General features: G+C 36.7%; 22 protein-coding genes. 19 read left to right on the forward strand and 3 right to left on the reverse strand.

The features are described 5' to 3' along the window. Positions 1 to 260 precede the first annotated feature (260 nt). The 4 genes from AC1DDK_RS19925 to AC1DDK_RS19940 all read left to right on the forward strand — a co-directional run bounded on the left by AC1DDK_RS19925 (position 261) and on the right by AC1DDK_RS19940 (position 4,697). Positions 261 to 902 (forward strand): porin family protein, encoded by a 642-nt coding sequence (locus AC1DDK_RS19925; protein WP_172662437.1) that lies wholly within the window; start codon positions 261 to 263, stop codon positions 900 to 902. A 160-nt stretch (positions 903 to 1,062) separates the two neighbouring features. Further along, positions 1,063 to 2,412, forward strand: coding sequence for a PhoH family protein (locus tag AC1DDK_RS19930; RefSeq protein WP_337717837.1), 1,350 nt, complete (start codon positions 1,063 to 1,065; stop codon positions 2,410 to 2,412). Positions 2,413 to 2,434: 22 nt separating this feature from the next. Further along, positions 2,435 to 4,324 carry a M1 family metallopeptidase gene (locus tag AC1DDK_RS19935; protein ID WP_337717835.1) on the forward strand — a complete coding sequence of 630 codons (1,890 nt, stop codon included), beginning with the start codon at positions 2,435 to 2,437 and terminating at the stop codon, positions 4,322 to 4,324. Between the two features lie 127 nt (positions 4,325 to 4,451). Next, positions 4,452 to 4,697, forward strand: coding sequence for a hypothetical protein (locus AC1DDK_RS19940; protein WP_048906350.1), 246 nt, complete (start codon positions 4,452 to 4,454; stop codon positions 4,695 to 4,697). On the opposite strand, the gene AC1DDK_RS19945 is transcribed toward AC1DDK_RS19940, so the two are convergent. Then, complete coding sequence (locus AC1DDK_RS19945; RefSeq protein ID WP_172662439.1) at positions 4,694 to 5,551, reverse strand: EamA family transporter; 858 nt, start codon at positions 5,549 to 5,551, stop codon at positions 4,694 to 4,696. The genes AC1DDK_RS19940 and AC1DDK_RS19945 overlap by 4 nt on opposite strands. A gap of 217 nt (positions 5,552 to 5,768) precedes the next feature. Here AC1DDK_RS19945 and AC1DDK_RS19950 point away from each other — a divergent pair, with 217 nt between their 5' ends. Beyond that, entirely contained in the window at positions 5,769 to 6,971 is a 1,203-nt protein-coding gene (locus tag AC1DDK_RS19950; protein WP_172662440.1) for a DUF763 domain-containing protein, read from the forward strand. A 42-nt stretch (positions 6,972 to 7,013) separates the two neighbouring features. Here the strand turns inward: AC1DDK_RS19950 and AC1DDK_RS19955 are convergent, their stop codons facing one another. Then, complete coding sequence (locus AC1DDK_RS19955; RefSeq protein ID WP_337717833.1) at positions 7,014 to 7,652, reverse strand: NAD(P)-dependent oxidoreductase; 639 nt, start codon at positions 7,650 to 7,652, stop codon at positions 7,014 to 7,016. Positions 7,653 to 7,911: 259 nt separating this feature from the next. Here AC1DDK_RS19955 and AC1DDK_RS19960 point away from each other — a divergent pair, with 259 nt between their 5' ends. From AC1DDK_RS19960 to AC1DDK_RS20010, 11 genes are all read left to right on the forward strand, one after another. Next, positions 7,912 to 8,217 carry a hypothetical protein gene (locus AC1DDK_RS19960; RefSeq protein ID WP_288883920.1) on the forward strand — a complete coding sequence of 102 codons (306 nt, stop codon included), beginning with the start codon at positions 7,912 to 7,914 and terminating at the stop codon, positions 8,215 to 8,217. 43 nt (positions 8,218 to 8,260) lie between these two features. Further along, complete coding sequence (locus AC1DDK_RS19965; protein WP_288883919.1) at positions 8,261 to 8,938, forward strand: pseudouridine synthase; 678 nt, start codon at positions 8,261 to 8,263, stop codon at positions 8,936 to 8,938. 9 nt (positions 8,939 to 8,947) lie between these two features. Beyond that, on the forward strand, positions 8,948 to 9,343 hold the full coding sequence (locus AC1DDK_RS19970) for a (deoxy)nucleoside triphosphate pyrophosphohydrolase (RefSeq protein WP_288883918.1): 396 nt from the start codon (positions 8,948 to 8,950) through the stop codon (positions 9,341 to 9,343). Positions 9,344 to 9,486: 143 nt separating this feature from the next. Further along, positions 9,487 to 10,734, forward strand: coding sequence for an efflux RND transporter periplasmic adaptor subunit (locus tag AC1DDK_RS19975; RefSeq protein ID WP_288883917.1), 1,248 nt, complete (start codon positions 9,487 to 9,489; stop codon positions 10,732 to 10,734). A gap of 10 nt (positions 10,735 to 10,744) precedes the next feature. Further along, on the forward strand, positions 10,745 to 12,217 hold the full coding sequence (locus tag AC1DDK_RS19980; protein WP_216854452.1) for a TolC family protein: 1,473 nt from the start codon (positions 10,745 to 10,747) through the stop codon (positions 12,215 to 12,217). A 23-nt stretch (positions 12,218 to 12,240) separates the two neighbouring features. Further along, positions 12,241 to 12,906, forward strand: coding sequence for an ABC transporter ATP-binding protein (locus AC1DDK_RS19985; RefSeq protein WP_172662446.1), 666 nt, complete (start codon positions 12,241 to 12,243; stop codon positions 12,904 to 12,906). A gap of 11 nt (positions 12,907 to 12,917) precedes the next feature. Then, a complete protein-coding gene (locus AC1DDK_RS19990) occupies positions 12,918 to 14,156 on the forward strand; it encodes an ABC transporter permease (protein WP_288883916.1) in 1,239 nt (412 codons plus the stop codon). 22 nt (positions 14,157 to 14,178) lie between these two features. Further along, positions 14,179 to 15,357, forward strand: a complete 1,179-nt coding sequence (locus AC1DDK_RS19995) for an ABC transporter permease (RefSeq protein ID WP_288883915.1) — start codon at positions 14,179 to 14,181, stop codon at positions 15,355 to 15,357. Positions 15,358 to 15,377: 20 nt separating this feature from the next. Then, positions 15,378 to 16,751, forward strand: a complete 1,374-nt coding sequence (locus AC1DDK_RS20000) for a sigma-54-dependent transcriptional regulator (RefSeq protein ID WP_288883914.1) — start codon at positions 15,378 to 15,380, stop codon at positions 16,749 to 16,751. A 5-nt stretch (positions 16,752 to 16,756) separates the two neighbouring features. Then, positions 16,757 to 18,022, forward strand: a complete 1,266-nt coding sequence (locus AC1DDK_RS20005; RefSeq protein WP_288883913.1) for a sensor histidine kinase — start codon at positions 16,757 to 16,759, stop codon at positions 18,020 to 18,022. Positions 18,023 to 18,207: 185 nt separating this feature from the next. Further along, a complete protein-coding gene (locus AC1DDK_RS20010; protein ID WP_288883912.1) occupies positions 18,208 to 20,766 on the forward strand; it encodes a DUF5686 and carboxypeptidase-like regulatory domain-containing protein in 2,559 nt (852 codons plus the stop codon). Positions 20,767 to 20,797: 31 nt separating this feature from the next. Here AC1DDK_RS20010 and AC1DDK_RS20015 read toward each other — a convergent pair whose 3' ends face one another. Next, positions 20,798 to 21,454, reverse strand: a complete 657-nt coding sequence (locus tag AC1DDK_RS20015) for an ATP-binding cassette domain-containing protein (protein ID WP_337717831.1) — start codon at positions 21,452 to 21,454, stop codon at positions 20,798 to 20,800. Positions 21,455 to 21,930: 476 nt separating this feature from the next. Between AC1DDK_RS20015 and AC1DDK_RS20020 the strand changes: the two genes are divergently transcribed. Genes AC1DDK_RS20020 through AC1DDK_RS20030 form a run of 3 tightly spaced genes read left to right on the forward strand, consistent with a single transcriptional unit; the run spans position 21,931 to position 25,210 of the window. Further along, positions 21,931 to 23,439, forward strand: coding sequence for a bifunctional GNAT family N-acetyltransferase/carbon-nitrogen hydrolase family protein (locus AC1DDK_RS20020; RefSeq protein ID WP_172662453.1), 1,509 nt, complete (start codon positions 21,931 to 21,933; stop codon positions 23,437 to 23,439). Positions 23,440 to 23,467: 28 nt separating this feature from the next. Further along, the gene (locus AC1DDK_RS20025; RefSeq protein WP_288883911.1) at positions 23,468 to 24,613 is read left to right on the forward strand and encodes a glycoside hydrolase family 18 protein; all 1,146 of its coding nucleotides are present in this window, start codon (positions 23,468 to 23,470) and stop codon (positions 24,611 to 24,613) included. A gap of 24 nt (positions 24,614 to 24,637) precedes the next feature. Then, a complete protein-coding gene (locus AC1DDK_RS20030) occupies positions 24,638 to 25,210 on the forward strand; it encodes an NADPH-dependent FMN reductase (protein ID WP_288883910.1) in 573 nt (190 codons plus the stop codon). The last annotated feature ends 72 nt before the right edge of the window (positions 25,211 to 25,282 follow it).

Consider the following 25,282-nt stretch of genomic DNA (forward strand, 5'->3'; position numbering starts at 1 on the left):
AGAGAAGTTAAGCCCACCAGAGCCGATGGTACTGCGGTAACACGTGGGAGAGTAGGTCGGTGCCAAATCTTAAGCAAAACCCTGTAGCTAAACGCTGCAGGGTTTTTGTGTTTATATACATTTCTGAAAGAAAAACCTTCTTAATAGCTATTCCATTAGATATAATTGACATTCATCTTAATGATGTTACAAATTATGAAAATAAATATTTCATAATGATAATGTATATCGCTAAGTTTAGTTCTTAAACACACACACAAATGAAAAAGAAACTATTAACTGCAGTAGCAGTATTGGCTTCCCTATGCGGGTATGCCCAAACAAAAGGTACCAATGCTTTAGGTTTTGGTATTAATTCACAAACAAGTAAATCTGAGGTCAGAAGTGAAACTGGAGCTACCGAGATTGAAAAAACAAAGGCAAATAATTTCACTTTGAGCTACGGATTATTTATAAAAGACAACACGAAATTAGGTCTTGATGTTAGTTATGGAAATCAAGATTATCGATATGTACAAGGATTATCTGGTTCAAAATCAAAAAGTTATGGAGCAGGTTTGAATTATCAGCAGTACTATCCATTGGTTAAAAAGCTATACGCCTTTGCTGGCGGTTCACTGGGATATGGTTATACGAAAACTGATAATGCCGATCCTAATTATGAAGACAGGAAAACGGATCAATATTCGGTTGGTGTAAATGGTGGTTTGACATGGTTTTTTTCTAAAAGATTTGCCATTGAATCCAGTTTATTATCAGCTAACGCATTCTACACTGTTGATAAACAAAATGGAAATAATTCCGGTGGTCAAAGTAGTTATGAAAATAGCTATACCAATTTTAATTTGAGCACTAGTGGAGCTTTCAATAACCTTGGTTTTAAAATCTATTTGCTATTCTAAAGCTTAATTTTACATCAAATTAATATCAAAATAAAGCACCTCAAATTGAGGTGCTTTATTGTTATGGTGTGTTTTTCACATTTATATTTAGAATTTTAAATAGTTTTTGGTTATTTATTCAATTTCGTATCAAGCGTAAAAATCGCTAAATTTAAGTGTCATGAGTAAAACTGCTAAAAATCCTTTGTTACAGAAGAAAATCTTTGTTCTCGATACTTCTGTTATTTTATACGATCATAACGCTTTCAATAATTTCCAGGAGCATGATGTTGCCATACCAATTCAAGTTCTAGAAGAGCTTGATAATATGAAAAATGGCAATGAAACACGTAATGCAGAGGCAAGGAGTTTTATTCGTCTTATGGATAATGCTTCAGGTAATAAAATAATGAACCAATGGATTCCTTTAAATGGCACTAAAAGTGGGCGATTTAAAGTGGTAATGGATAATAAGCCAGATCATGCTGATGCTGAGGCAATTTTTGGAGCCGGAAAGTTTGATCATCGTATTCTTAATGCTGCTTTAAGCTTAAAGCAAGAATTTCCAGAGAAAAAAGTGGTACTGGTATCAAAGGATATATGTCTGCGCTTAAAGGCAAAATCTCTTGAACTGTATGCTGAAGATTATGAAACTGGAAAGATTAAAAATGTAGATGAACTTTATACCGGTAAAACGGTTCTTTCTAAAGTTCCGGAACAACTTTTTGCAGAACTCAAAACTGAAGGCAGCATTAGCACTGAGTTACTGGATATTGTACCCCAATCTCCAAATCATTTCTGCATATTAAAAAATAGCCGGAAAACTGCAACTGCATGGTTCGACTCTACTACGCAACGCTTGTATCCGGTAGCGTCAAAGAAAATATTTAATATTTCGCCAAGAAACCATGAGCAGTCTTTTGCTGTACACGCTTTGCTTAATCCTGAAATTAAACTGGTAACTATTCAGGGTAAGGCCGGTACCGGAAAAACACTTCTTGCAATTGCCAGTGCATTGGAGCAACGTAAAGATTACAGGCAAATTTATGTAACCAGGCCAATTATTCCATTAAGTAATAAGGATATAGGTTTTTTACCGGGAGATGCTAAATCGAAGATAGATCCTTATATGGCACCAATATGGGATAATCTGAGGTTCATTAAAGAGCAGTATAATCATGATTTAAAGATGCAGGGAAGGATAGATGAGTTTGTAACTACAGGCAAAATCGTAATTACTCCCCTCGCTTATATTAGAGGAAGAACGCTTTCTAAAATCTTTTTTATTGTTGATGAGGCCCAAAACTTAACTCCACATGAAATAAAAACAATAATTTCGCGGGCAGGAGAAGATACCAAGATCATATTTACCGGCGACATATATCAGATAGATACACCTTATCTTGATGCCGAGAGTAATGGCCTGTCTTACCTGATTGAAAATGCAAAGAACCATCCACTATACGCGCACATTACATTAGATAAGGGCGAACGTAGTGAACTGGCAAATCTTGCAAACGACTTATTGTAATTTGAAAAATAAACTGGTTATCATGTTTAAAAAAGCTGTTCTAATAAAGAATCTAATCTTGTTGATTCCAATTCTGATGATATTATCGTGTAAACAAAAAGAACAAGCTGCAAGTCAGCTTGTTGAAGACCCGCATTCTTTCTCAAAACCATCTATAGCTGTAGTTGAACATCTGGATCTGGATATAAAGGTTGATTTTGAAAGTCAGCAGATTAGTGGGAAGGCAGTTTGGAAAATAAACAATAAGGCTAAATCAAATGAGATTATTTTTGATGATAGTCAGCTTAATATATCAAAAATCACTCTTGGTGCAGAAGAAAAGGAGACCACATTTACCTATGGCGAGGAGAAGGAGTTTTTAGGAAGGCCACTAAAAGTGGTTATTACCCCTGAAACAAAGTTGATAACCATTTATTATACAACCAATGCACAAGCAAGTGCTTTGCAGTGGTTAAACCCACATCAAACAGCAGGCAAAAAACGCCCATATTTATTTACGCAGTCAGAAAGTATTGCCGCACGTAGCTGGATACCTTGTCAGGATAGTCCAGGTATAAGGTTTACATACAATGCAACTGTTTCAGTTCCCAACGATTTGCTGGCTTTAATGAGTGCCGAGAATCCTGAAGTAAAAAACAGTACAGGTATTTATCATTTTAAACAAGTTCATCCTATTCCTTCATATTTATTGGCATTGGCTGTTGGTGATATTGAATTTAAAGCAGTAGATGAGCGCACTGGTGTATATGCTGAACCTTCGGTTTTAGCAAAAGCGGTATATGAATTTGCTGATATGGGTAAAATGGTAAATGCTGCTGAAAAGCTATATGGCCCATACAGGTGGGGAAGGTATGATTTGCTTGTGTTGCCTCCGAGTTTTCCTTTTGGAGGTATGGAAAATCCTAATCTGACATTTATTACCCCAACAATTATCGCTGGAGATCGGTCTTTAGTAAGTATAATTAGCCACGAATTGGCACATAGCTGGAGTGGTAACTTAGTTACAAATGCTACATGGAATGATTTCTGGCTTAACGAAGGCTTTACCAATTACTTTGAAAGAAGGATCGATGAGGAGATTTTTGGTAAACAGGAAGCCGAGATGCAGGAGGAATTTGCGAAAAAGGCTTTGGAAGATGCTGTAAAGGAAATGGGCGATACCAGTAAGGATACTTATCTGAAAACTGATTATACTGGAAGAAACCCCGATGAGGGTACTAATGATATTGCTTATGAAAAAGGCTATTTCTTTTTAAGGACAATTGAAGAGGCAGTAGGAAGAGAAAAATTTGATACTTTTTTAAGAGGCTATTTTGATGGTCATGCTTTTCAATCTGTTTCTACCGAACAGTTTCTAGCTTATCTGAATGAGAATCTAATTAAAGGTAATTCTGATCTTGAGAAGAAAATTAGGGTAAATGACTGGGTTTATGGCCCTGGTGTTCCATCAAATATCGCTTATTCGAAAGGTCTGTGGGCTAAAGATGGAAAGTTCGCTAAAATTGATCATATAGCATCGGTATGGAATAAAAATGAATTGAAAGATACTTCAGTGTTGACTAAAGAAATCGTTACAAGTAATGAGAAGAAATTCTTTATCAATCTCCTGTCACCTGAAATGACTGCAAAGCGAATGGCTGACTTAGATCGTCAGTTTAACTTTACCGGTTCTAATAATACTGACATTCAGTTGGCATGGTACACATTGGCCATTCGCCATCAGTACACTGCTGCCAATAAAAGAATAGAAGATTATTTAATAGAAAATGGAAGAATGTGGCACATCATTCCTTTGTATAAAGAAATGATAAAAACGCCAGAGGGTTTGAAAAGGGCCAAAGAGATTTACAAAAAAGCAAGGCCTAATTATCATCCTATGACTTATCTGGCGATAGATAAGTTTTTAAAGTAATGTAATAATTTGAAAGTGCAATTGTCTAAACTAAATTAATATAATTCGAATTAGTTGTAGCGGAATGACGATTAATCTCGTTATATATTAAATAACAGTTTATAAATCAATTCAACTTAATCATATTATGGATTCATTACACCCTTTTCACCAGAATATAGAACATATTAAGAATGATGCTTCTTCTCAATTTCTTATTGTAGATAGTGATGATATAAAACAGGTAGAATCATTAGCGATTATGTTCCCAAGGCTAACCAGTTTGATCAAAAACAATGGAAATAAGAATTTTCTAATCAATTTCCGTGATGAGCAGCAACGGTCTCTTATTGTAATGGTGGTTTCTAAGAATAGAATTCCGATGGCAAGCTAAAGATTCTTTTTGCCCTTAGTTAGTGTGGCACCAAGGCTTGCAATGATTACAAAAGTTACTGCCAACCATTGATGCAGGGTGAGGTGTTCTTTTAAAAACACTAGCCCGAATAATGCTGCAGCTGCTGGCTCAAGGCTCATCAAAATACTAAAAGTACGCGCTGGTAATTTCTTAAGGGCACCAATTTCCAAAGTAAATGGAATAGCACTTGATAACAATGCCAGCGCACCGCCGCTTAAGATCATAATGGGTGTGAAATTGGATAAGCCCCCGCTTCCAAAGCCGAAAGGAACCACTACAATAGCGGCGAATATCATGCCTACGGCTACTGCTTGTTCTCCATCCATAATTTTAGCTATTCGGCCGCCAAGAAGAATGTAGCCTGCCCAAAAACCTCCGGCCAGCAATGCAAGTGACGCACCAATTAAATCAATACCTTTTTCATTCCAGGGTGCAATAAAAGCTATTCCTATTGCAGCCAAAAATACCCAAAAGAAATCTAATATACGTTTGGATCCGCTTACAGCTAATAAAAGAGGTCCAATAAATTCGAGTGTTACACCTAAACCCAGTGGGATCCTTTCTATGGCCATATAGAAAATAACATTCATTAATCCTAGCGATATACCATAAGGGATAACGGCTTTCCATTGTTTTGCTGTGAAACGCTTGAAATTTGGTCTGTAGGCACCCACTAAAATAATTGCAGATAAACCTATCCTCACAGATGCAGTACCGGTTGCCCCGAGTGCAGGAAATAATCCTTTGGCTATTGCGGCTCCGGCTTGAACGCTAATTATAGACAATAGTACGGCAGGGAGGGGTGGTATATTTATTAATTTATTGGTGCTCATTGATAGATGGTGATGGGAGGGATAACCCTGCAAATTTAAGGATTTGATTAAATAAAAAAGCACCGAAATCCATCGGTGCTTTTTTATTTATCAACTAAACCTAAACTATAAATACTAACCAAATATTTATATCACAAATATAAGGTGGATTATAATAGGCAGATGTTAAGAAATGTTAAATTGAATTATTGGTAATATTTTGCTAATTTTGTTAGTAATGAAAAGATCTGGGACGGCTGATTTACCTTTGCATTATGGATATGTTCCTAAATGGCTGGCAGAACGTATGTCGCGTTTGGGGTTGGCAATTACAGAGGCAATAATTATCGAGTATGGTACAGCTGAAGTATTGCGGAGATTAAGTGATCCCTTTTGGTTCCAAAGTTTAGGTGCTGTGATGGGTATGGATTGGCATTCTTCCGGAATCACCACTTCAGTTATGGGTGCCTTAAAGGCCTCAGTTAACCCTCATTATAAAGAATTAGGCATATATATTTGTGGAGGCAAAGGCAAAAAATCCAGACAAACTCCGGATGAACTACTTAAATTTGGAGAACGCACCGGGTTAAATGGTAATGACTTAGTACGAAGCAGTAAGCTAAGTGCAAAGGTTGATAATACCGCTTTACAAGATGGGTTTCAGTTGTATATGCATAACTTTATTGTAGACAAGCACGGGTTGTGGACTGTTGTGCAGCAGGGAATGAGAGATGGAAGTTCGACTGCACGTAGGTATCATTGGCATTCGTCATCATTAAAATCCTTTGTGGATGAGCCCCATACAGGCATTTGTGGGAAAAACCAAGGACAAATTTTAAATCTTGTGGCCAAAGAAGCATTACTTTCCCGTAATGCTATGTTATCAATGACAGCAGAGCATCCGGAACGAATGATAGGAGAAGTGCGTAAACTCGTCTTGCCAGCGCATCATGACGTTAGGGCTAAAGATGTAGATCTTAAACGTTTGGGTGCGATGCTGTGGTTAAGTCATGAAAAGAACCCTAGTGATTTTGAAGAATTGCTGCTACTTGAGGGAATGGGACCTAGAACTCTGCAGTCACTTGCATTAGTAAGTGAGGTTATTTATGGTACATCTGCTCGATTTACTGATCCGGCCCGTTTCTCATTTGCACATGGAGGCAAGGATGGGCATCCATTCCCAGTGCCTTTAAATGTTTATGATGAAACGATTAGTGTACTAAGCAAAGCAGTTTATAAAGCAAAAATAGATCAAGCCGATAAGCTTCACGCTATACAAAAGCTAAGCGAACTGTCTTTCAAAGTTGAAAAGGACTTTATTCCTAATGATAATTTTGAAGAGCTTATAGAAAAAGAGAGAAACGACTCATGGAAATATGGCGGTAAAACAGTTTTTGGTGATGCAAAACCACCGAATGGCGGACAATTGAATCTGTTTTAAAATTATGAGGGAAAATAGCTTAACCCTCATAATTTATAAATTTTATAAGCTTGCCACAAATGGTGCTTTTCCAATAAAATCAGTTTCTAAGATCTGATCTATGAGAAAATGTGCCAGATCTGTTGTACTAATCTTTTCACCAGGGCTGTCTTCCAGACTTACAGTCAGGTTTCTTACTTCTTCCGTCTGTTCAATCCATGGTAACCGTACCATAGTCCAATCCAAGCCACTCATTTTTACTATTTCAAAAGCCTTTTCCTTGTCGGCTACAAATACTGGAAATGTCTCCTTCATCCATGTGGATGCCTGAACTGTTTTCATACTTTTCTTATCTCCCGGAACATCTATATTCAGCCCGGTTAAGAATATATATCTTTTGATCTGCTGCTTATTCATAGCTTTTATAATGTTGTGAGCTGCTACACTTGCTATTAGAGGCTCATCTTTTGCTTGTCCAAGAGCACTTATCACAACTCCACAGTTTTTAATAAGCTCATTCGCTGTTTCTAAATCTTTTATATCTCCTCTTACAATCTCCAAATTGGGATGCAGGTAATTATAAGATGATGGATTTCTGATTAGTGCTTTGACTGTATAACCTTGATTTAATAGTGTTTTTAGTAAATAGCTTCCAGCTTTACCAGTTGCGCCAATTAGGGCGACTTTTATATGATTAGTCATTTTTAAAATTCCAATGTGAAAAGAATAATTCTTTCTAAATATTATTAGGGATACGATTGTAACATAGGAAAAAAGGCAATAAAATAGCCTTCCCGCTATAGGTTTGGATTTTTGGTAATCCTATTTAGATATGTGACTAATGTTAATATGATTCAAATATATAAATAATCTGGCTGTAAATCATTACGTCCCCCAACATTTCAGTATCTTTAATTATTGTTATTTGTAGCATAATTGAAAATTTTAACGTCTTAAGGTTATGAAAAAATTATTATTCCTATTGTTTATTGGATTTGCCATGGTAAGCTGTAACACAGCGAAACAGGCAGGAAGTAAGGGCTTAGTTAAGTTAAGCGGTAAAATTGAAAAATTAGGGATGACCACATTCCAGTATGGTACCCATATTTTAACAGTGGATGCTAAAACCTATGCATTAAAAAGCAGTAAGGTTGATTTAAATGCTTATGTAAATAAGGAGGTTACCTTAAAAGGAACAAAGGTTGATGGTTATCCTATTGAAAATGGCCCGGACTTAATAGAGGTAGAAGAAGTTACTTCCAAATAGAACAGGAAAGTTTAAAAGGTTATCTTCGCCAAAAAAAGTTTAAATGCTAGAAATTGTTTATCAGGATGACCATTTAATTGCAATTAATAAACCTCATGGCCTGCTTGTGCATCGGTCGTCGATTGCCAATGATGCAAAAGAATTTGCATTACAACTTTTAAGAGATCAGGTAAACAGACATGTTAGCCCTGTTCATCGTTTGGACAGGAAAACAGGTGGTTTGCTACTATTTGCTTTTGAAAAAGATGTAGAAATAGCAATGCATCAGCAGTTTCAAAATGGTTTGGTTCAAAAGAAATATCTTGCGATTGTTAGAGGGTATGCGCCTGATAGCCAGGATATAGATTATCCTCTTGCAAAAGAAAATGGAACCATTCAGGATGCTTTTACTGCTTTTATAACTTTAAAGAGGGCAGAGCTGGATGTTGCCTTCGGTAAACATACCACCTCAAGATATTCCTTAGTGGAAGCTACACCAACAACCGGAAGAATGCATCAGCTTAGAAAACACTTTGCTCATATTTTCTATCCTATAATTGGCGACCGCAAGCATGGGTGCAATAAACAAAATAAACTGTTTAAAGAGCAATGGGAAATGACTACGATGTTATTACATGCATCAGAACTTATATTTAAGCATCCGGTAACCAATGAAGAAATTCACCTTAAAGCCCCTCTTCAAGAGGAGTTTAGAAGAGTGATGGAATTAATGAAATGGTAAAAAATAATTATGATTAATGTTACTTGCGCCATAATAGTGGATGATTCCAATAGCATATTGGTTACTCAGCGCAGTGCATCAATGAAACTACCATTGAAAATTGAATTTCCAGGAGGAAAAATTGAAGAAGGAGAAACCCCTTCCGAATGCCTGATAAGAGAAATAAAAGAGGAGTTAAATCTGGATGTTGAGATTCTTTTTGAAATGCCAGCCAACATTCATCATTATGTTGAATTTTCGATTAATCTAATCCCTTTTGTTTGTAAAGTTATTGGCGGTTCTATTGAATTAAGAGAGCATGTATCATACCAATGGCTAAATTCATCTGAGCTTTTAGATCAAGACTGGGCAGAAGCAGATGTTCCTATAGTTGAGAATTATTTAAACTCCCTAAATACGATTTAACTAGTATTACTTAAAAATGCCCGATATCGAACGTTTAGTTTGTTATCGGGCATTTTTATGAATTATTATTTATGTAATTAACTGTTTATTAGATATTTAAGTTTGGTATTTGAGTTGTAATGCTTTGTCGAAACAAACAAGCAATGGACAAATCAATTGAAGAAGAAGTTACCGTAAAAAGAAAGAAGAAAACCAGAATAATTGTAATCATAATAGTGGGAATTATAATTGGAGGAATATTCACTTTACGGGCTTACATCAAACCTTCGATAGCTACTTCCGAATTTACCACAGCGGTGGCTGAAACTGGGGATATAGAAAATACAATAAATGCTACAGGAGAAGTGCTGCCTGAATTTGAAGAGGTGTTAACCAGCCCTATAAATGCAGCTGTAAGAAACGTATTAATGGATGCAGGCACAAAGGTAAAAGCCGGACAATCTATTCTTACTCTTGATAAATCATCTGCCGAAACTGATTTTGATAAACTAAAGTTTCAAATTGAATCCAAAGAAAACGAAATCAGAAAACTAAAGCTTGATCTCGAGAAAACGTTTTACGACATCAATTCCAATAATAACATTAAACAATTACGCATTGCAAATTTTAAAGATGCAGTAGCAAGTGCCCAGAGGCTATACAAAGCCGGTGGAGGAACTAAGGAAGATATTGAGCAGGCTCAGTTAAATTTAAAAGTAGCAGAACTGGAAAAGCAGCAGCTTGAAAATGAAATTAAAAACAAGCAGCAGACCATGAAAATAGAGATCAGGGAGGCCGAAATTGCTTTAGCCATTCAAAAAAACGATCAACAAGCCTTAAAACGTAAGCTTGATCTTGCAAATGTGATCGCTACACGCGAAGGTGTGGTAACCTGGGTAAATAAAAATATCGGCGCAAGCATAAAGGAGGGCGAGTCATTGGCTAGAATTGCAAACCTGAGCAGTTATAAGGTTGCAGGAAGTATATCGGACAATATGTTAGATCAGCTTCACAATAATATGCCCGCTATTATCAGGATAAACGATATTCAACTTAGAGGATCTGTTGCCAGTGTTTCTCCGGCTGTAAGCAACTCAATTGTTTCATTTGAAGTCCAGTTGGACGAAAAGAATAATAAGCTGCTTAGGCCAAACATGAAAGTTGATGTTTTTCTGATTACTGAAACCAGAAGTAAGGTAATTCGGGTGAATAACGGAGCGGCCTTTAAAGGTTCAAATCAGCAAGAGGTGTTTGTGCTAAATAACGGAAAAGCAGTACGAAGAAATGTGAAAACAGGACTTAGCAATTTTGATTACATAGAGATCATCAGTGGTATAAAGGCAGGTGAGACTGTGATCACATCCGATATGAGCAAGTATGCGTATTCAAAAGAAATTTCAATCACTAATTGATCATAAGCGTATGAAAATCAGTTTCACAACCCTAATGATCATGTATTGCTTTAACGTTTGGGGCAGTAGCATAGAATTAAAAAATGCGGCCGACACTTTGAAACTAACTTTAAACGAGGTAGTTGAAAAAGCTAAGTCGAATTCAATAGCCGCAAAACAAGCCATTACAGTTAAGGAAACCAAGTATTGGGAGTGGCGGACATTTAAGTCTAATTATCAGCCTCAGTTGGCATTAAGTGGTATTTTGCCCGGATACAATAAAACCTACTCTCAAGTACTTCAACCAAATGGAACAGTAGCTTTTCAGCCAATAAGAAATGATAATTCTTCACTAACGCTCGATTTTAGTCAGAGTTTGGCCGCAACAGGTGGTACTATTTATGGTACCACCCAGTTGCAACGTTTTACAGATTTTGATAGGGACAATGTGTTGTATAATGGTACTCCTTATGGTATTGGGTACATACAACCTTTGTTGCAGTTTAATAGCCTCAAATGGGATAAAAAAATAGCACCCTTAAAATACAACGAGAGTAAACAAGCTTACATAGAATCGCAGGAACAAATTTCTGTAACAGTTACCGGATATTTCTTTGATCTGTTGCTTGCTCAGGTAAATCTTCATATCGCAGAGACGAATTATACAAATACCGGCAACATCTTAACCATAGCCAATACCAAATTTGAATTGGGAAAAATCTCTAAAAATGAAATTCTGCAATTACAACTTGAGCAGGTAAATGCTAAGAAAGCTGTTGGAACGGCCAAACGAGATATGGAAATTGCAACGCTGAACTTAAGAAGCTATGCCGGGATAGAGGGGGATGACAGGATTGTGCTGACCATGCCAGAGGCAGTAAAACGTGTTGAGGTTACTTCAGAAAGGGTTCTAACTGAAGCATTTGAAAATCGCTCTGATGCGATAGCTTTTGTTAGACGTATTGCTGAGGCAAAACGGGATGTAGCTAAGGCTAAAGGAGAGAATGGGCTTATAGCAACCTTAAAAGCTAATCTGGGCTTCTCTAGCGCAGGTAGTAATATACTAGATGTTTACCGTTCACCTAAAAGTCAACAATCTGTTGAGTTACAATTGGCTATTCCGGTTCTTGATTGGGGAAGATCTAAATCCAGAACCAAAACAGCCGAGGCGAATCAGCAATTTACTATTTATGAAGTAGAGCAAGACAAGCAAACCTTTAAGCAACAGATAGTAACGCAGGTTACGCTTTTTAATATGATGAAAGAGCAATTGGCGCTAACCGCGCAAGCCGATAGGATTGCTTCTGAAAAATATCAGATTGCAAGTGAACGCTATGTTTTAGGCAATTTGAGTATAACAGATCTGAGCATAGCCTTTCAGGAAAGCGATAGAGCCAAAAGAGATTATGTGGCTTCATTAAGAGATTTTTGGGGAGCCTATTACCAGTTGAGGTATTTGTCGCTATATGATTTCGAAAAGAATGAAAAAATAACTTATAAATAAATCTTAATTACTAATTATACATTATGATACGTTTACAAAATATTGAAAAGGTGTATCGCACCGATACGGTTGAAACACTGGCTATAAATGGCATTAACCTGGATATTGCAAAAGGAGAGTTTTTATCAATAATGGGTCCTTCGGGATGTGGTAAAAGTACACTTCTTAATATTATGGGTTTGCTTGATGAACCATCAAAAGGCAGTATTAGAATAGCAGATCAGGATATTACCAGATTCTCGGATCAGCAACTGGCAAAATTCAGAAATCAAAAACTTGGATTTATATTTCAGAGCTATCACCTGATCAATGACTTACAAGTGTTGGATAATGTGGAACTGCCGCTATTGTATCGTTCTGGATCTGCTAAAGAGCGCAGAGAATTGGCTACCGAAGCCTTGGCAAAAGTAGGACTGAGCAACAGAATCAAGCATTTCCCAACCCAGCTTAGCGGGGGGCAGCGTCAGCGTGTGGCTATTGCCAGGGCTATTGTAGGCAGACCCCAGATCATTCTGGCTGATGAGCCAACAGGTAACCTTGATAGTGCTATGGGGAATGAGATTATGGATATTCTGATTAGTCTGAACAAGAATGATGGTACTACCATAGTGATGGTTACCCACGATGAAAATATGGCACATAAAACGCACCGTCTGGTACGTTTGTTTGATGGTTCTCAAGTACAATAAATCCTATAGTTATGCTTAAAAACTACTTTAAAATAGCCATAGCAGTATTGAAACGGAGAAAGTTCTTCACTTTTATCAGTTTGTTTGGCATTAGCTTTACGCTTACGATATTGATGGTAACGACTGCGTTTTTTGATAAGATGTTAAGTCCTTCATACCCTGACTACAAGAGAAACAGATCTCTTTATATCACAGGTGTGGCTCTGGTAAGCTCTAAAAATGGCTGGTATAATGGAAGCTCGGCTTCTTTTTATTTCCTGGATCATTATGTATCGAAACTAAAGACTCCGGAAAAGATTGGCATTTTCTCTTTCTCTGCCAAGGCGAATGCTTATGTAAACAACAAGAAAGTTGTTATGGAATACAAATATACAGATGCTAATTATTGGGAAATTGCCGAATATCAATTTTTGGAGGGAAAACCCTATACCAAGCAGCAGATTGATAATGGGGAGAGAGTAGGGGTGATTTCAGAAAGCAATAAAAGAAATTACTTTGGTGATGCTAAATCAGTTGTAGGAAAGTACATAGAGGCCGATAACGTTAGTTACAGGATCATTGGCGTGGTTAAGGATTTACCAAGAAGTATGCGCAATTTCTATGGTGATTTGTATTTGCCATACACTGTTTCGAAAGGAAACTATAAAGACGTTGGCTTTCAGGGAGGATTCGGCGCTGTATTACTTGCTAAATCTGAAGCAGATGTTCCCAAAATGAGGGCAGAATATCAGCAAATGCTCTCAAAAATCCCAACTAACGATAAGGAATATGACAAACTTTATGCTCATGCAGATACCATGCTTGAAAGTATGTCAAGAAAATTATTTGGAAATGATGAAAACGTGGGTATTTCCAGGATGATCGCAATTGTTAGTCTTTTTATTTTGCTGTTCCTGTTGCTACCTACTATAAATCTGGTAAATATTAATATTACCAGGATAATGGAGCGTTCCTCGGAGATTGGAGTTCGAAAGGCTTTTGGCGCTTCATCTAAAACACTGGTTTATCAGTTTATTGTAGAGAATGTTATTTTAACACTGCTGGGAGGTGTTATAGGCGTTTTTCTCTCTATAGTGTGCATTTTTCTATTTAATCAATCCGATATTCTACCTAACCTTAATTTGTCGCTGAACTTTACCGTACTGGTATTTGGATTTCTGATCTGCCTATTTTTCGGGTTGCTTTCGGGAGTCTACCCGGCTTGGCGAATGTCGAGGTTAAATGTAGTTAATGCCCTAAAAGCTCAATAAGAACCATTTTAAAGAAATTATCATGTTCAAACATTTATTTAAATTGATCTGGAATAAAAGGAAGCAGAATTTCCTGTTCCTTTCGGAAATACTGGTGTCATTTTTGGTCATATTTGCCGTATTCTCCCTGTTAACTTTTTATTACTTGAATTATATGCTGCCCAAGGGATTCGAATCGGAACGGGTATGGTCTGTATCTTATAGCAGAAATGCTAAAACCAATAATATTGACTCTTTAAATATTTTTTACGAGAATGTAAGGCGTAGCTTAAAAGCGTTACCAGAAATAGAAGAGTTAAGCTTTACAAGTGCGAATTTTCCTTATTCAAATAGCCATTCCACAACTGGATTTACTTATAAAGGGAAAGAAATGTCTCCAATAAATAACTATGTTGTAGAAGATGATTACAATAAGGTATTAGGTATGCAATTACTCGAGGGTCGGTGGTTCAATAAAGAAGACATCAATCAAAGAAGTGTAGTTATTAATTCAACATTAAAGCAGGCGATGTTTGGAGACGAGCCTGCGGCCGGTAAAATTGTTGGTGCAGATAACGAAGAAGAAAAATGGAAGGTGATTGGCGTTACGGCCGATGTGAAAGCCGAAGGGGATTATTGGCCGGCAGGTAAGAGCTTTTATAAAAGACTTGATACTGGCAGTTTCAGGTGGGTAGGACACATTTTGCTTAAAGTAAGTCCAAAGGCTAATGCAGCTTTTGAAAGTAGGTTGAGTAAACTCCTTGCCAGAATAATTCAGAATTCAAATACGGAGATCCAGCATATGGAAGATACCCGGGAATCTAAAAATTCTGATACCGTTATCCCTATGATCATCTGTATTACAGTAGCAGGCTTTTTAATCATCAATGTGGCGCTGGGATTGTTCGGCGTGCTTTGGTATAATATTAGCCAGCGAAGGGGGGAGATCGGTTTGCGCCGAGCTATTGGTGCAACAGGTTCATCCGTATCATTTCAACTGGTCAGTGAGTCGTTGCTATTGGCTACATTATCTATTATTTTGGGTTCTTTTTTTGCTTTACAATTCCCCTTGCTAAATGTTTTTAATGTTGCAGCCAGCGTTTATATCATCGCTTTATTGTTGTCTATTGCTTTCATTTATCTACTGGTGATCTTTTGTTCTTTATACCCTGGAAAACAGGCTGCTGCTATACATCCTGCTGTTGCATTGCATGAAGAATAATAACTATATTAACTTTGTATATGATACTGATTGTAGATGACGATATTGCTGTAAGAACTTCTTTAACTTTATTACTTGAAAATGCAGGTAATAAGGTTAAGTCGGCAGATAGTGCCGTAGAGGCTTTAACTATTATCAAAGAGCAAACTCCAGAGTTGATTCTTCTTGATCTTAACTTTTCTATTGATACCACTGGAGTGGAAGGGATGGAATTGCTTAGCAGCATCAGAAAAATTGATGCTGTAGTACCTGTGATTTTGATTACAGGATGGGCAAGTATCCAACTGGCTGTTCAGGGCATGAAACTTGGCGCAAATGATTTTATAAATAAGCCATGGAACAACGAACACGTTTTACAATCAGTTAAAACATTACTTGAGTTAAATACTACTAAAACAAAGAATAGCAGTAGAAAACAATTGGATAAGCAATATAATTTTAAGCAAATTATTGCCGAAGATCCTCAGATGCTTGCTATACTTGAAACTATAGGGCAGATTGCGCCAACAGATGCATCGGTGCTTATTCTTGGAGAAAGCGGTACAGGAAAAGAGCTGATCGCAGAAGCAATACATGAGAATAGCTCACGTCGGAATAAGCCTTTCGTAAAAGTGAACCTTGGGGGAATATCTTCATCATTGTTTGAAAGTGAAATGTTTGGTCATGTTCGTGGAGCATTTACTGATGCACGTTTCGACAGAACCGGTCGATTTGAAATGGCTAACAAAGGGACTATCTTTTTAGATGAAATAGGAGAGTTGGAAGCGGGTAGTCAGGTTAAGTTATTGAGGGTGCTGCAAGACAGAACATATGAAGTGTTGGGTAGCAGCCGAAGTAAAGTAGTGGATGTCAGGGTGGTGTGTGCAACTAATAAAAATTTAAATGAAATGGTCGGTGCGGGCACTTTCAGAGAAGACTTGTTGTATCGCATCAACCTGATCACTATAAACTTACCGCCTTTACGTGAACGATCAGATGATATCCCTTTATTGGTTGATTTCTTTATTAATAATCTTAAAGAAATCTACAATAGACCATTGTTATCAATATCAGTCAGTGCAATGAAGTGGCTTCAGCAATTGGAGTTACCAGGCAACATAAGGCAACTGAAAAATCTGGTAGAGCGGACTATTTTAGTGAGCAAGAATAATGAACTTGGTATAGATGATTTTAAAGCGCAATTAGATCTGTCCCCTTCAAAAAAGGCGAATGTACAAATGCCCGGTGTAGGCAGTATTACACTTGAGCAGATGGAAATTGAAATGGTCAAAAGGGCAATGAGCTTTCACCAAAACAAGATTACCAAAGCCGCTGCATCTCTTGGGATAACAAGAAATTCACTATACCGTAGACTTGAGAAGTATCAGATTCCATTTAATGAAGCAGAAGATTAAACTGAATGAAGTTAAAGACCAAGTATATCCTCTTTATTGTTGTTCTTCATCTTGTCTTTTTAGGACTTAGCTATCTTATTCTGGAGAAGAATAAGATATTTTTTATTATTTCTGAGGTATTAGTTATTGTTTCTGTTGTGATATCAATAGGGCTTTATAAACAGCTTGTAGAGCCTTTAAATTATCTTAGGGAGGGGATTAGCGCCATCAATGATCGTGATTTTAATGTTAAGTTTTTACCAACAGGGAAGAAAGAAACAGATGAACTCATAGATGTATACAATCAGATGATGGATGCATTAAGGGAAGAAAGGACAAAACAGGAAGCACAGCATTTTTTTCTGGAAAAACTGATTCATACTTCACCCACTGGTATTGTTATCCTTGATTACGACAATCATATAAAGCAGATTAATCCAAAAGCAGAGGAAATATTGGGAACCAGACCTGAAATACTTTTGGCTCAGTTTGAGCCCCTTAAGGCTGGTGAGTCTAAAACAATGAGAATTGGCAGTTTAAATACTTATAAGGTCCAAAAATCTCATTTTATAGATAGGGGCTTTCCCCGAATGTTTGTAATGATTGAAGAAGTGACTGCGGAGATCTTTGAAGCGGAAAAGAATGCCTATGGTAAAGTAATCAGGATGATGGCTCATGAAGTAAATAATACAGTAGGGCCCGTAAATTCTATCATTAATATGGCTCTTGATACCAATGAAATATGGAGCTCTGAAGATAAATCAAGTTTAAAGAATGCAATGTATGTAGCTGTTGCCAGAAATCAGAACCTGAATCTGTTCATGAGAAATTTTGCAGATTTGGTAAAACTGACACCCGTAAACAAACTTCAGGTTGATCTTACTGCTTTAATTTATTCAGTTTCAGATTTTATGCTTATCAAAGCAAAAGAAAGTGGTGTTAGCTTTGGATTCGATTTACCTAATACTCCATTTTACATCTCAGCCGACTCACAACAAATGGAGCAGGCACTGATTAATATTGTTAAGAATGCGATAGAGGCTTTTGATCAGGAGGGTATTGTGAAGTTTAGTTTAGACGCTAAATTAAAGAAGCTCACAATTACTGATAACGGCAGGGGGATATCGGAGGACTTAAGTGAGCAGCTCTTTAGTCCGTTTTTTAGTACCAAGAAAGACGGGCAGGGTATTGGTTTGACTCTGGTCAGAGAGATATTGCTTAATCATGGCTTTTTGTTTTCATTAAAAACCCTACAACCAGGGCAAACAGATTTTGTTATTCAGCTCAGTTAATCAACTATTTACAGACTTTATTTTTTTGCTTTTTCATCTTGATGTCATAACATCTGGTTGAAGACTTTATCCTGACTATTTTAGTATAATATTCAAAAGTTGAGATGTACCTTTGCCGACATCCTGAATAATTATATCCGGTAAATGCCATTGCATTGGCGGGATCAAGGTAAATGAAATACATAATGAAACATCAATATTTTAAATATATAGGAACTGTTATTTTACTGATAGCGTTTGCTTTTACTTCAAAAGCTCAGCAAACAGTTGTTAACGGTACAGTAACAGATGCTACAACCAAAGAAACCTTACCGTATGTTTCGTTTCTGATTACCGGAACTGAAAAGGGTGGTAGAACAGATGCTGACGGCCAATACAGTATTACTATCAGTGATGACCATACACAGATTAAATTTAGTTATGTAGGATACAAATCAGTTGTAAAAACAATTGTTCCAGGCAAAACGCAGACAATTGATGTACAGCTGCAGAGTGAAACTACTCAAATGGATGAAGTGGTAATTACGGCAGGCAAAAAACCAAAATATAAAAATAAGGATAATCCTGCGGTTGCGCTTATTAGAAATGTCATTGCTAATAAACCAAAGAACCGTATGGATCATTATGATTTCGTTGAATACAAGAAATACGAAAGAATGATGTTTTCTATGAGTAACCTTTCTGATAAGTTTAAAAACAAAAGGATATTCCGTAATTATAAATTTTTGTTTCAGGAACAGGACTCCACTAAAATAGGTGGTAAAACCATGCTTCCTGTATTTCAGCAAGAAAAGCTTTCGAACAATTATTTCCGCAAAAGTCCGGAAAAACTTAAGACCATTATAGTAGCTGATAAGCGTGTTAACTTTGATGAACGTTTTATCGATAACCAAGGCTTAACTACTTATTTCGATAGAATGTATCAGGATATAGATATCTATGATAACAATATCTCAGTAGTAAGTAATCAGTTGTTAAGTCCAATTGCAGATGGTGCACCTACATTCTATAAGTTTTTCATTACTGATACCATTCAAAATCATAACCCAAAGCTGGTTGAGCTTTCGTTTATGCCAAGAAACAATACTGACCTCTTGTTTGAAGGAAAGTTATACATTACGCTAGATGGGAATTATGCTGTTCAAAATGCATACCTTACTGTAAATAAGGATATTAATTTGAATTTCGTTAGGGCGTTAGAAGCTAAGCTCGACTTTGAACAGAATCCAGATAAGCGTTATCACCTTAGTAAAAGTAATCTGATTGTTGATTTTGGTTTAAGTAAAAAAGGCGGAACGGGATTTACTGGCGAAAGAACTGTGAATTTTAAAGATTACCAAATCAACAAACCCCATCCTGATACTACATATTATGGCTCAGCGGTGCCTGTTGTAGTTGCAGATGCCACTAAAAGATCAGAAGAATTTTGGGCCGATAACCGTCCGGAAGCGCTTAGTGCTACAAATTTAAAGGTGTATAGTAATTTAGATACGCTGCAAACTATCCCATCATTTAAAAGAACAATGGATGTGGTTACGCTTTTCTTTGCTGGCTATAAAGATTTTGGACCTTTTGAAATGGGGCCGGTAAATACTTTTTACAGTTTTAATAGTGTTGAAGGTTTTCGTTTGCGTTTAGGGGGAAGAACTACTCCGGCGCTTAGCAAACGTTATTACTTTGAAACATATGCTGCTTATGGCTTTAATGATACGAAGTGGAAGTATTTCTTAAGCGGAACCTATTCGTTAAACAATAAATCTATTTATGCATTTCCCCAAAACTATTTAAGGGCAAGTTTCCAGAGAGATACAAAAATACCAGGTCAGGAATTGCAGTTTGTACAAGAAGATAACTTCTTGCTATCCTTCAAAAGGGGAGAGAATGATATGATGTTGTACAATGATTTTTACAGAATAGATTATGTGCATGAGTTCGAAAATCATTTCTCTTATAGCCTTGGTTTGCGCAAATGGAATCAAACACCTGCCGGATCTTTGTATTTTGCAAGTTCAAGAGACAATAATTTAATTAAAACTAACTCGATTAGTACATCAGAAATATCACTTCAGTTAAGGTACGCGCCACATGAAAAGTTTTATCAGGGTAAGGTATATCGTACCCCGCTTGTCGACAAGTATCCTATTTTTAATTTCAGATATACTGCAGGTATAAAGGGAGTTTTAGGAGGTGAATATAACTATCATAATTTCATGGGAAGCGTTGATAAACGTTTTTATCTATCTCAATTTGGGTATACCGATGTAACACTCGAAGGCGCTTATATTTTGGGTAAAGTGCCTTTCCCATTATTGTCTATTCACAGAGCAAACCAAACTTATGCTTATCAGTTGCAATCGTATAACCTAATGAACTTTCTGGAGTTTGTTAGTGATCATTACGCTAGCATCAACATAGATCAAAACTTTAATGGTTTCTTCTTTAATAAAATACCATTATTAAAAAAGCTGAAGCTAAGAGAAGTAATGTCGTTTAAGGCGCTATATGGTGGTCTGCGGAATGAAAACAACCCTGCGGTTAATAATAGCGCAATGCAATTTGTACTGAATCAGGATGGAGTACCTATCACAAACTCACTAAGTAGAGATCCTTATATTGAGGGAAGTGTTGGTGTAGGAAATATCTTTAAATTGCTTAGGGTTGATCTGGTAAAACGCTTCACGTATCTTGATAATCCTATGGTTTCTGAATGGGGAATCCGTGCAAGAGTCAAATTTGATTTCTAAGCTTAATATGATATATCAATTACGAGTAGTGCTAAGCCTTTGCGTATCCTAAAAATTCAAGTTCCTCAACGGCTTTTGTCAGATGGGTTTTTCCTCCTGTTAAAACGTAAAGACTATCACTGATCCCGATTATGTTTCTGAACATATGATCTGTAATCAATAATCCTTTATTTTTCTTTTCCTCGTTCATTAGTTCCATGATTGCCTCAATCATTATGGGGCTCAGGTGTGAAAAAGGCTCATCCAGCATGGCGAATTTAGATTTTGCCTTTAGTACAATGTATACTTCAACTAGCCTTCGGTTGCCGCCAGATAGACTTTTTAAAGCGCTTTTATAGTTGGATTTAAAATCCGGGAAGCGGTTTTCGAATTCAAAAAAGTCCAGATCAAAGTCGGCAAATACTCTTTTTAAAGTTAAAGTTTGTGGTATAAAGTTAAACTGCGGAAGATATAGGAGTAAATCAGGCCTCTTATAGGCAGCCTGAACCGTTAAATCGTCAAAGCGAATGGATTTACTGTTAGCATTTAGATTGCCGTAGATAATGTTCATTAAACATGTTTTACCATTTCCATTTCTACCGAGCAAACCAGTTATTTTGCCGGTTTCGCACTTTAAATAAATATCAGATAAGATCCTTCTTGAACCAAATTCAAGGAATATGCTATCGGCTTCAAGTTTATGGATCATTTAACGGCGTAAATTAAAAGGGCAACAAATAACAGGAAGTCGAAGGTTAAGGTACCTATCCATAAAGTAAGCTTAGGTATTCCCAAGTTTTGATAGTAATAAAACTCCTTATTTTTGTAGTTATTTATATAATAGATAATTATCCCGTAGGTAATTATTTTAAACCAAAATATTAAAGTGAAAGCTTCTGAACCAAGTTTGGATAGCATGTATGCCGACACCAAAGTTAATACAAAAGCTGTAGTGAAAAAGCTCATGTAAAAAGTAAACATCAGTCTTAATGTTTTAATTTTTAACATTTTATCTTTTGGTTGAATGGTTTTGGCACATTTAAGCTGGTTTAAATTCAATCTATCGCACCTTGCTAAATATAGTAAGAAGTTCTTGGAATATGGCTTTGCAGGGTGGGTAATTCTGTTTCAAAATATATTTCAGGCACTATTTATGTGCACTAGCAAGTATAACAACACGTACTCATGAATATTGAAATTAGAAAATTGACGCTCGAAGATTATAGTGACCTAAAGGAATCTATGGAGCAGGCATATGATACCCTGGGAGGACAAATCTGGAGCAAGCAAACTATCGCTAAACTATTAAAATTATTTCCTGAGGGCCAGTTGTGCATTGCTGTAGACGAGAAAGTAGTGGCCTGCTCATTATCTATTATAGTGGACTATGATGAGTATGGAGATAAACACACCTATCAAATGATAACCGGTAGGTATACATTTTCTACCCATGATCCCAATGGAGATACCTTATACGGAATAGAAATCTTTGTTTCGCCTGAATATCGCGGTCTGCGCTTAGGCCGCAGGCTTTATGAAGCCAGAAAGGAACTTTGTGAAAGCTTAAATTTAAAGAGCATCATTGCCGGCGGGCGCATCCCCGGCTATCATGAACATGCCGATACACTAAGCCCAAGACAGTATATCGATAAAGTAAAAGCTAAGGAATTATACGATTCAACACTTACCTTTCAATTATCTAATGATTTTCACGTAAGAAAGGTATTAAAAAACTACCTTCCGGGCGATCATGAATCTAAAGAATTTGCAACGCTGATTGAATGGAATAATATTTATTATCAGGGAGTTGATGCTTCGGCAAGATCTGCAAAAACCATTCGTATAGGATTGGTTCAATGGCAAATGCGTCTTTTCCCTACCATGGATGCTTTTTATGAGCAGGTAGAATTTTTTGTAGATGCTGTGAGCGGTTACAAATCCGATTTTATTATGTTCCCGGAATTTTTTAATACTCCGCTTTTACAGCCTTACAATCACTTGCCAGAAATGGAGGCGATGCGTAAACTTGCAGAACTTACCGAAGAGATTGTTATTAAAATTCAGGAATATGCGGTTTCATACAATGTAAATATCATTTCGGGCAGTATGCCAATATTAGAAGATAATAAGCTGTACAATGCCACCTATCTTTGCCACAGAAACGGAAAAACAGATGAATATAGAAAGATTCATATTACTCCAAATGAACGGAAATATTACGGTATGGTTGGGGGTGATAAAATTCAGGTATTTGATACCGACTGCGGGAAAGTAGGGATTCTGGTTTGTTATGATGTCGAATTCCCGGAGTTGAGCCGCATCTACGCCGATCAGGGAATGCAGATTCTATTTGTTCCATTTCTTACCGATACTCAAAATGGATACACCAGAGTAAGAAGATGTGCACAAGCCAGAGCCATAGAAAACGAATGCTATGTGGCTATTGCCGGCTGTGTAGGGAATTTGCCTAAAGTAAACAACATGGATATTCAGTTTGCGCAATCGGCAGTATTTACACCTTCTGACTTTGCTTTTCCTACCAATGCTGTTAAAGCTGAAGCGACACCCAATACAGAAATGATGTTGGTTGTAGATGTTGACCTACACCTGCTTGATGAAATTCATCATTTTGGTACCGTTAGGATACTTAAGGACAGGCGTAATGATCTTTATGAGGTTAAATTACTTAAATAGGATTATATTTATATTCCTATTTAAGTTTATGAAAAAGTATCTCAAGTTCTCTGTTTGTGGCTTAACCACCATTTTACTCCTGGTAACTAATGCATTTTCTCAATCAGATTCCGTAAAAAGTAAACCAGTAATAATTGGATACGTTGCCGGATTTAGAGGGTTAATAAATACCGATAAGATTGCTGCCCAAAAACTTACGCATATAAATTATGCCTTTGTAAATGTAAAAGGCAATAGTGCATTTTTAGGAAACCTGAAGACGGATACTGTAAATTTTAGAAAATTAAATCTGTTAAAACAAAAGAATCCTGATCTTAAGATATTTATTTCAATAGGTGGATGGGCATGGAGTGAGAACTTTTCGGATGCGGTATTAACCGATTCCTCCAGAGCTGAATTTGCACAGAGTTCAGTAGATATTATAAGAAAGTATAATCTGGATGGAGTAGACATCGACTGGGAGTATCCTGCCCGGCCAGGAGAAGAAGGTAATGTGTATAGACCCGAGGATAAGCAGAATTTCACATTAATGTTTCAGGCGATCCGTAAAGAATTAGATGTACTTCAGAAGGAGACAGGTCAAAAGAAGCTTCTTAGTACTGCTGTTGGTGGTTTTACTGATTTTTTGAATACCTCAGAGATGGGGAAAGCTCAACAATATCTGGATTACGTTAATCTGATGACCTACGACTTGTATACTGGCGGTGGTACGGCCAGTCATCATGCTAATTTATACGATTCAAAAAAGATAGCGTCTAATAGCTCTGCTGATAAAACGATAAAAGCTTTTATAGCTGCGGGCGTTCCTGCCAATAAATTAGTTATGGGAATAGCATTTTATGGCCGCAATTTTAAAATTGATGAAAGTGGTAAGAAAGGGCTTGGAGATAAAGTTGTTTCTGGTCAATTTGGAAAGGGTTATACACTTTTAAAAGATAGCCTTATTAATAAAAATGGTTACAAAAGATTTGTAGATAAGGGGGCAAAAGCGCCTTATCTTTTTAATGAAAAGAACAAGACTTTTATTACCTATGAAGATGAGCAATCCGTAAAGAATAAATGCAAGTATGTAAAAGAACATGGTCTGGCGGGAGTAATGTTTTGGGAGTATTCATCAGATCCCAAAGAGTATCTGCTTGACGAAATTAATAAGAGACTTGCTAATAGACTTTAGTGTACAAAATAGAAAAAACTTATTATGTCCCGTAAAATTAAAGTAATAGCCATTTCCGGAAGCACTAGAAAGACATCTTCTAATCTTAATCTGATAAAAGGAATTGCTCGGTTAACTTCTGATATTTTTGAAATAAACATTTTTGAAGGCCTATCTGATATTCCTCAATTTAATCCTGATCTCGATCTGGAGACACCACCAATACAAGTTGCCGATTTCAGGCAGCATCTTAAAGCTGCGGATGCAATATTGATCTGTACTCCAGAGTATGCTATGGGAGTGCCTGGTACTTTAAAAAATGCGATTGACTGGACGGTTTCGTCAATGGAATTTTCTAAAAAACCCGTCGCATTAATCACCGCGTCATTATCTGGAGAAAAAGCGCATGCTTCTTTATTGGGTACACTTTTAATTATAGAGTCAAAGATGACAGTAGATACACAGCTTTTAATTCCAGGTATTAAGAGTAAAATAGACGAGCAGGGTAATATAACCGATCAGTTAACCTTAGGTCTTGTAAATAAATTAATCCAATCATTAACAGATCTTGTACTTAAGGATGCAGATACAATTGAAGCGCCCTTTTTAGTAAATTAAATCGCAGACGGTATTTAATGACATGAAGACGACGGAGGAAATTGTAAGAAACCGCAACTTTATATCTGTTTG

The organism is Pedobacter sp. 05T44 (assembly GCF_056395985.1).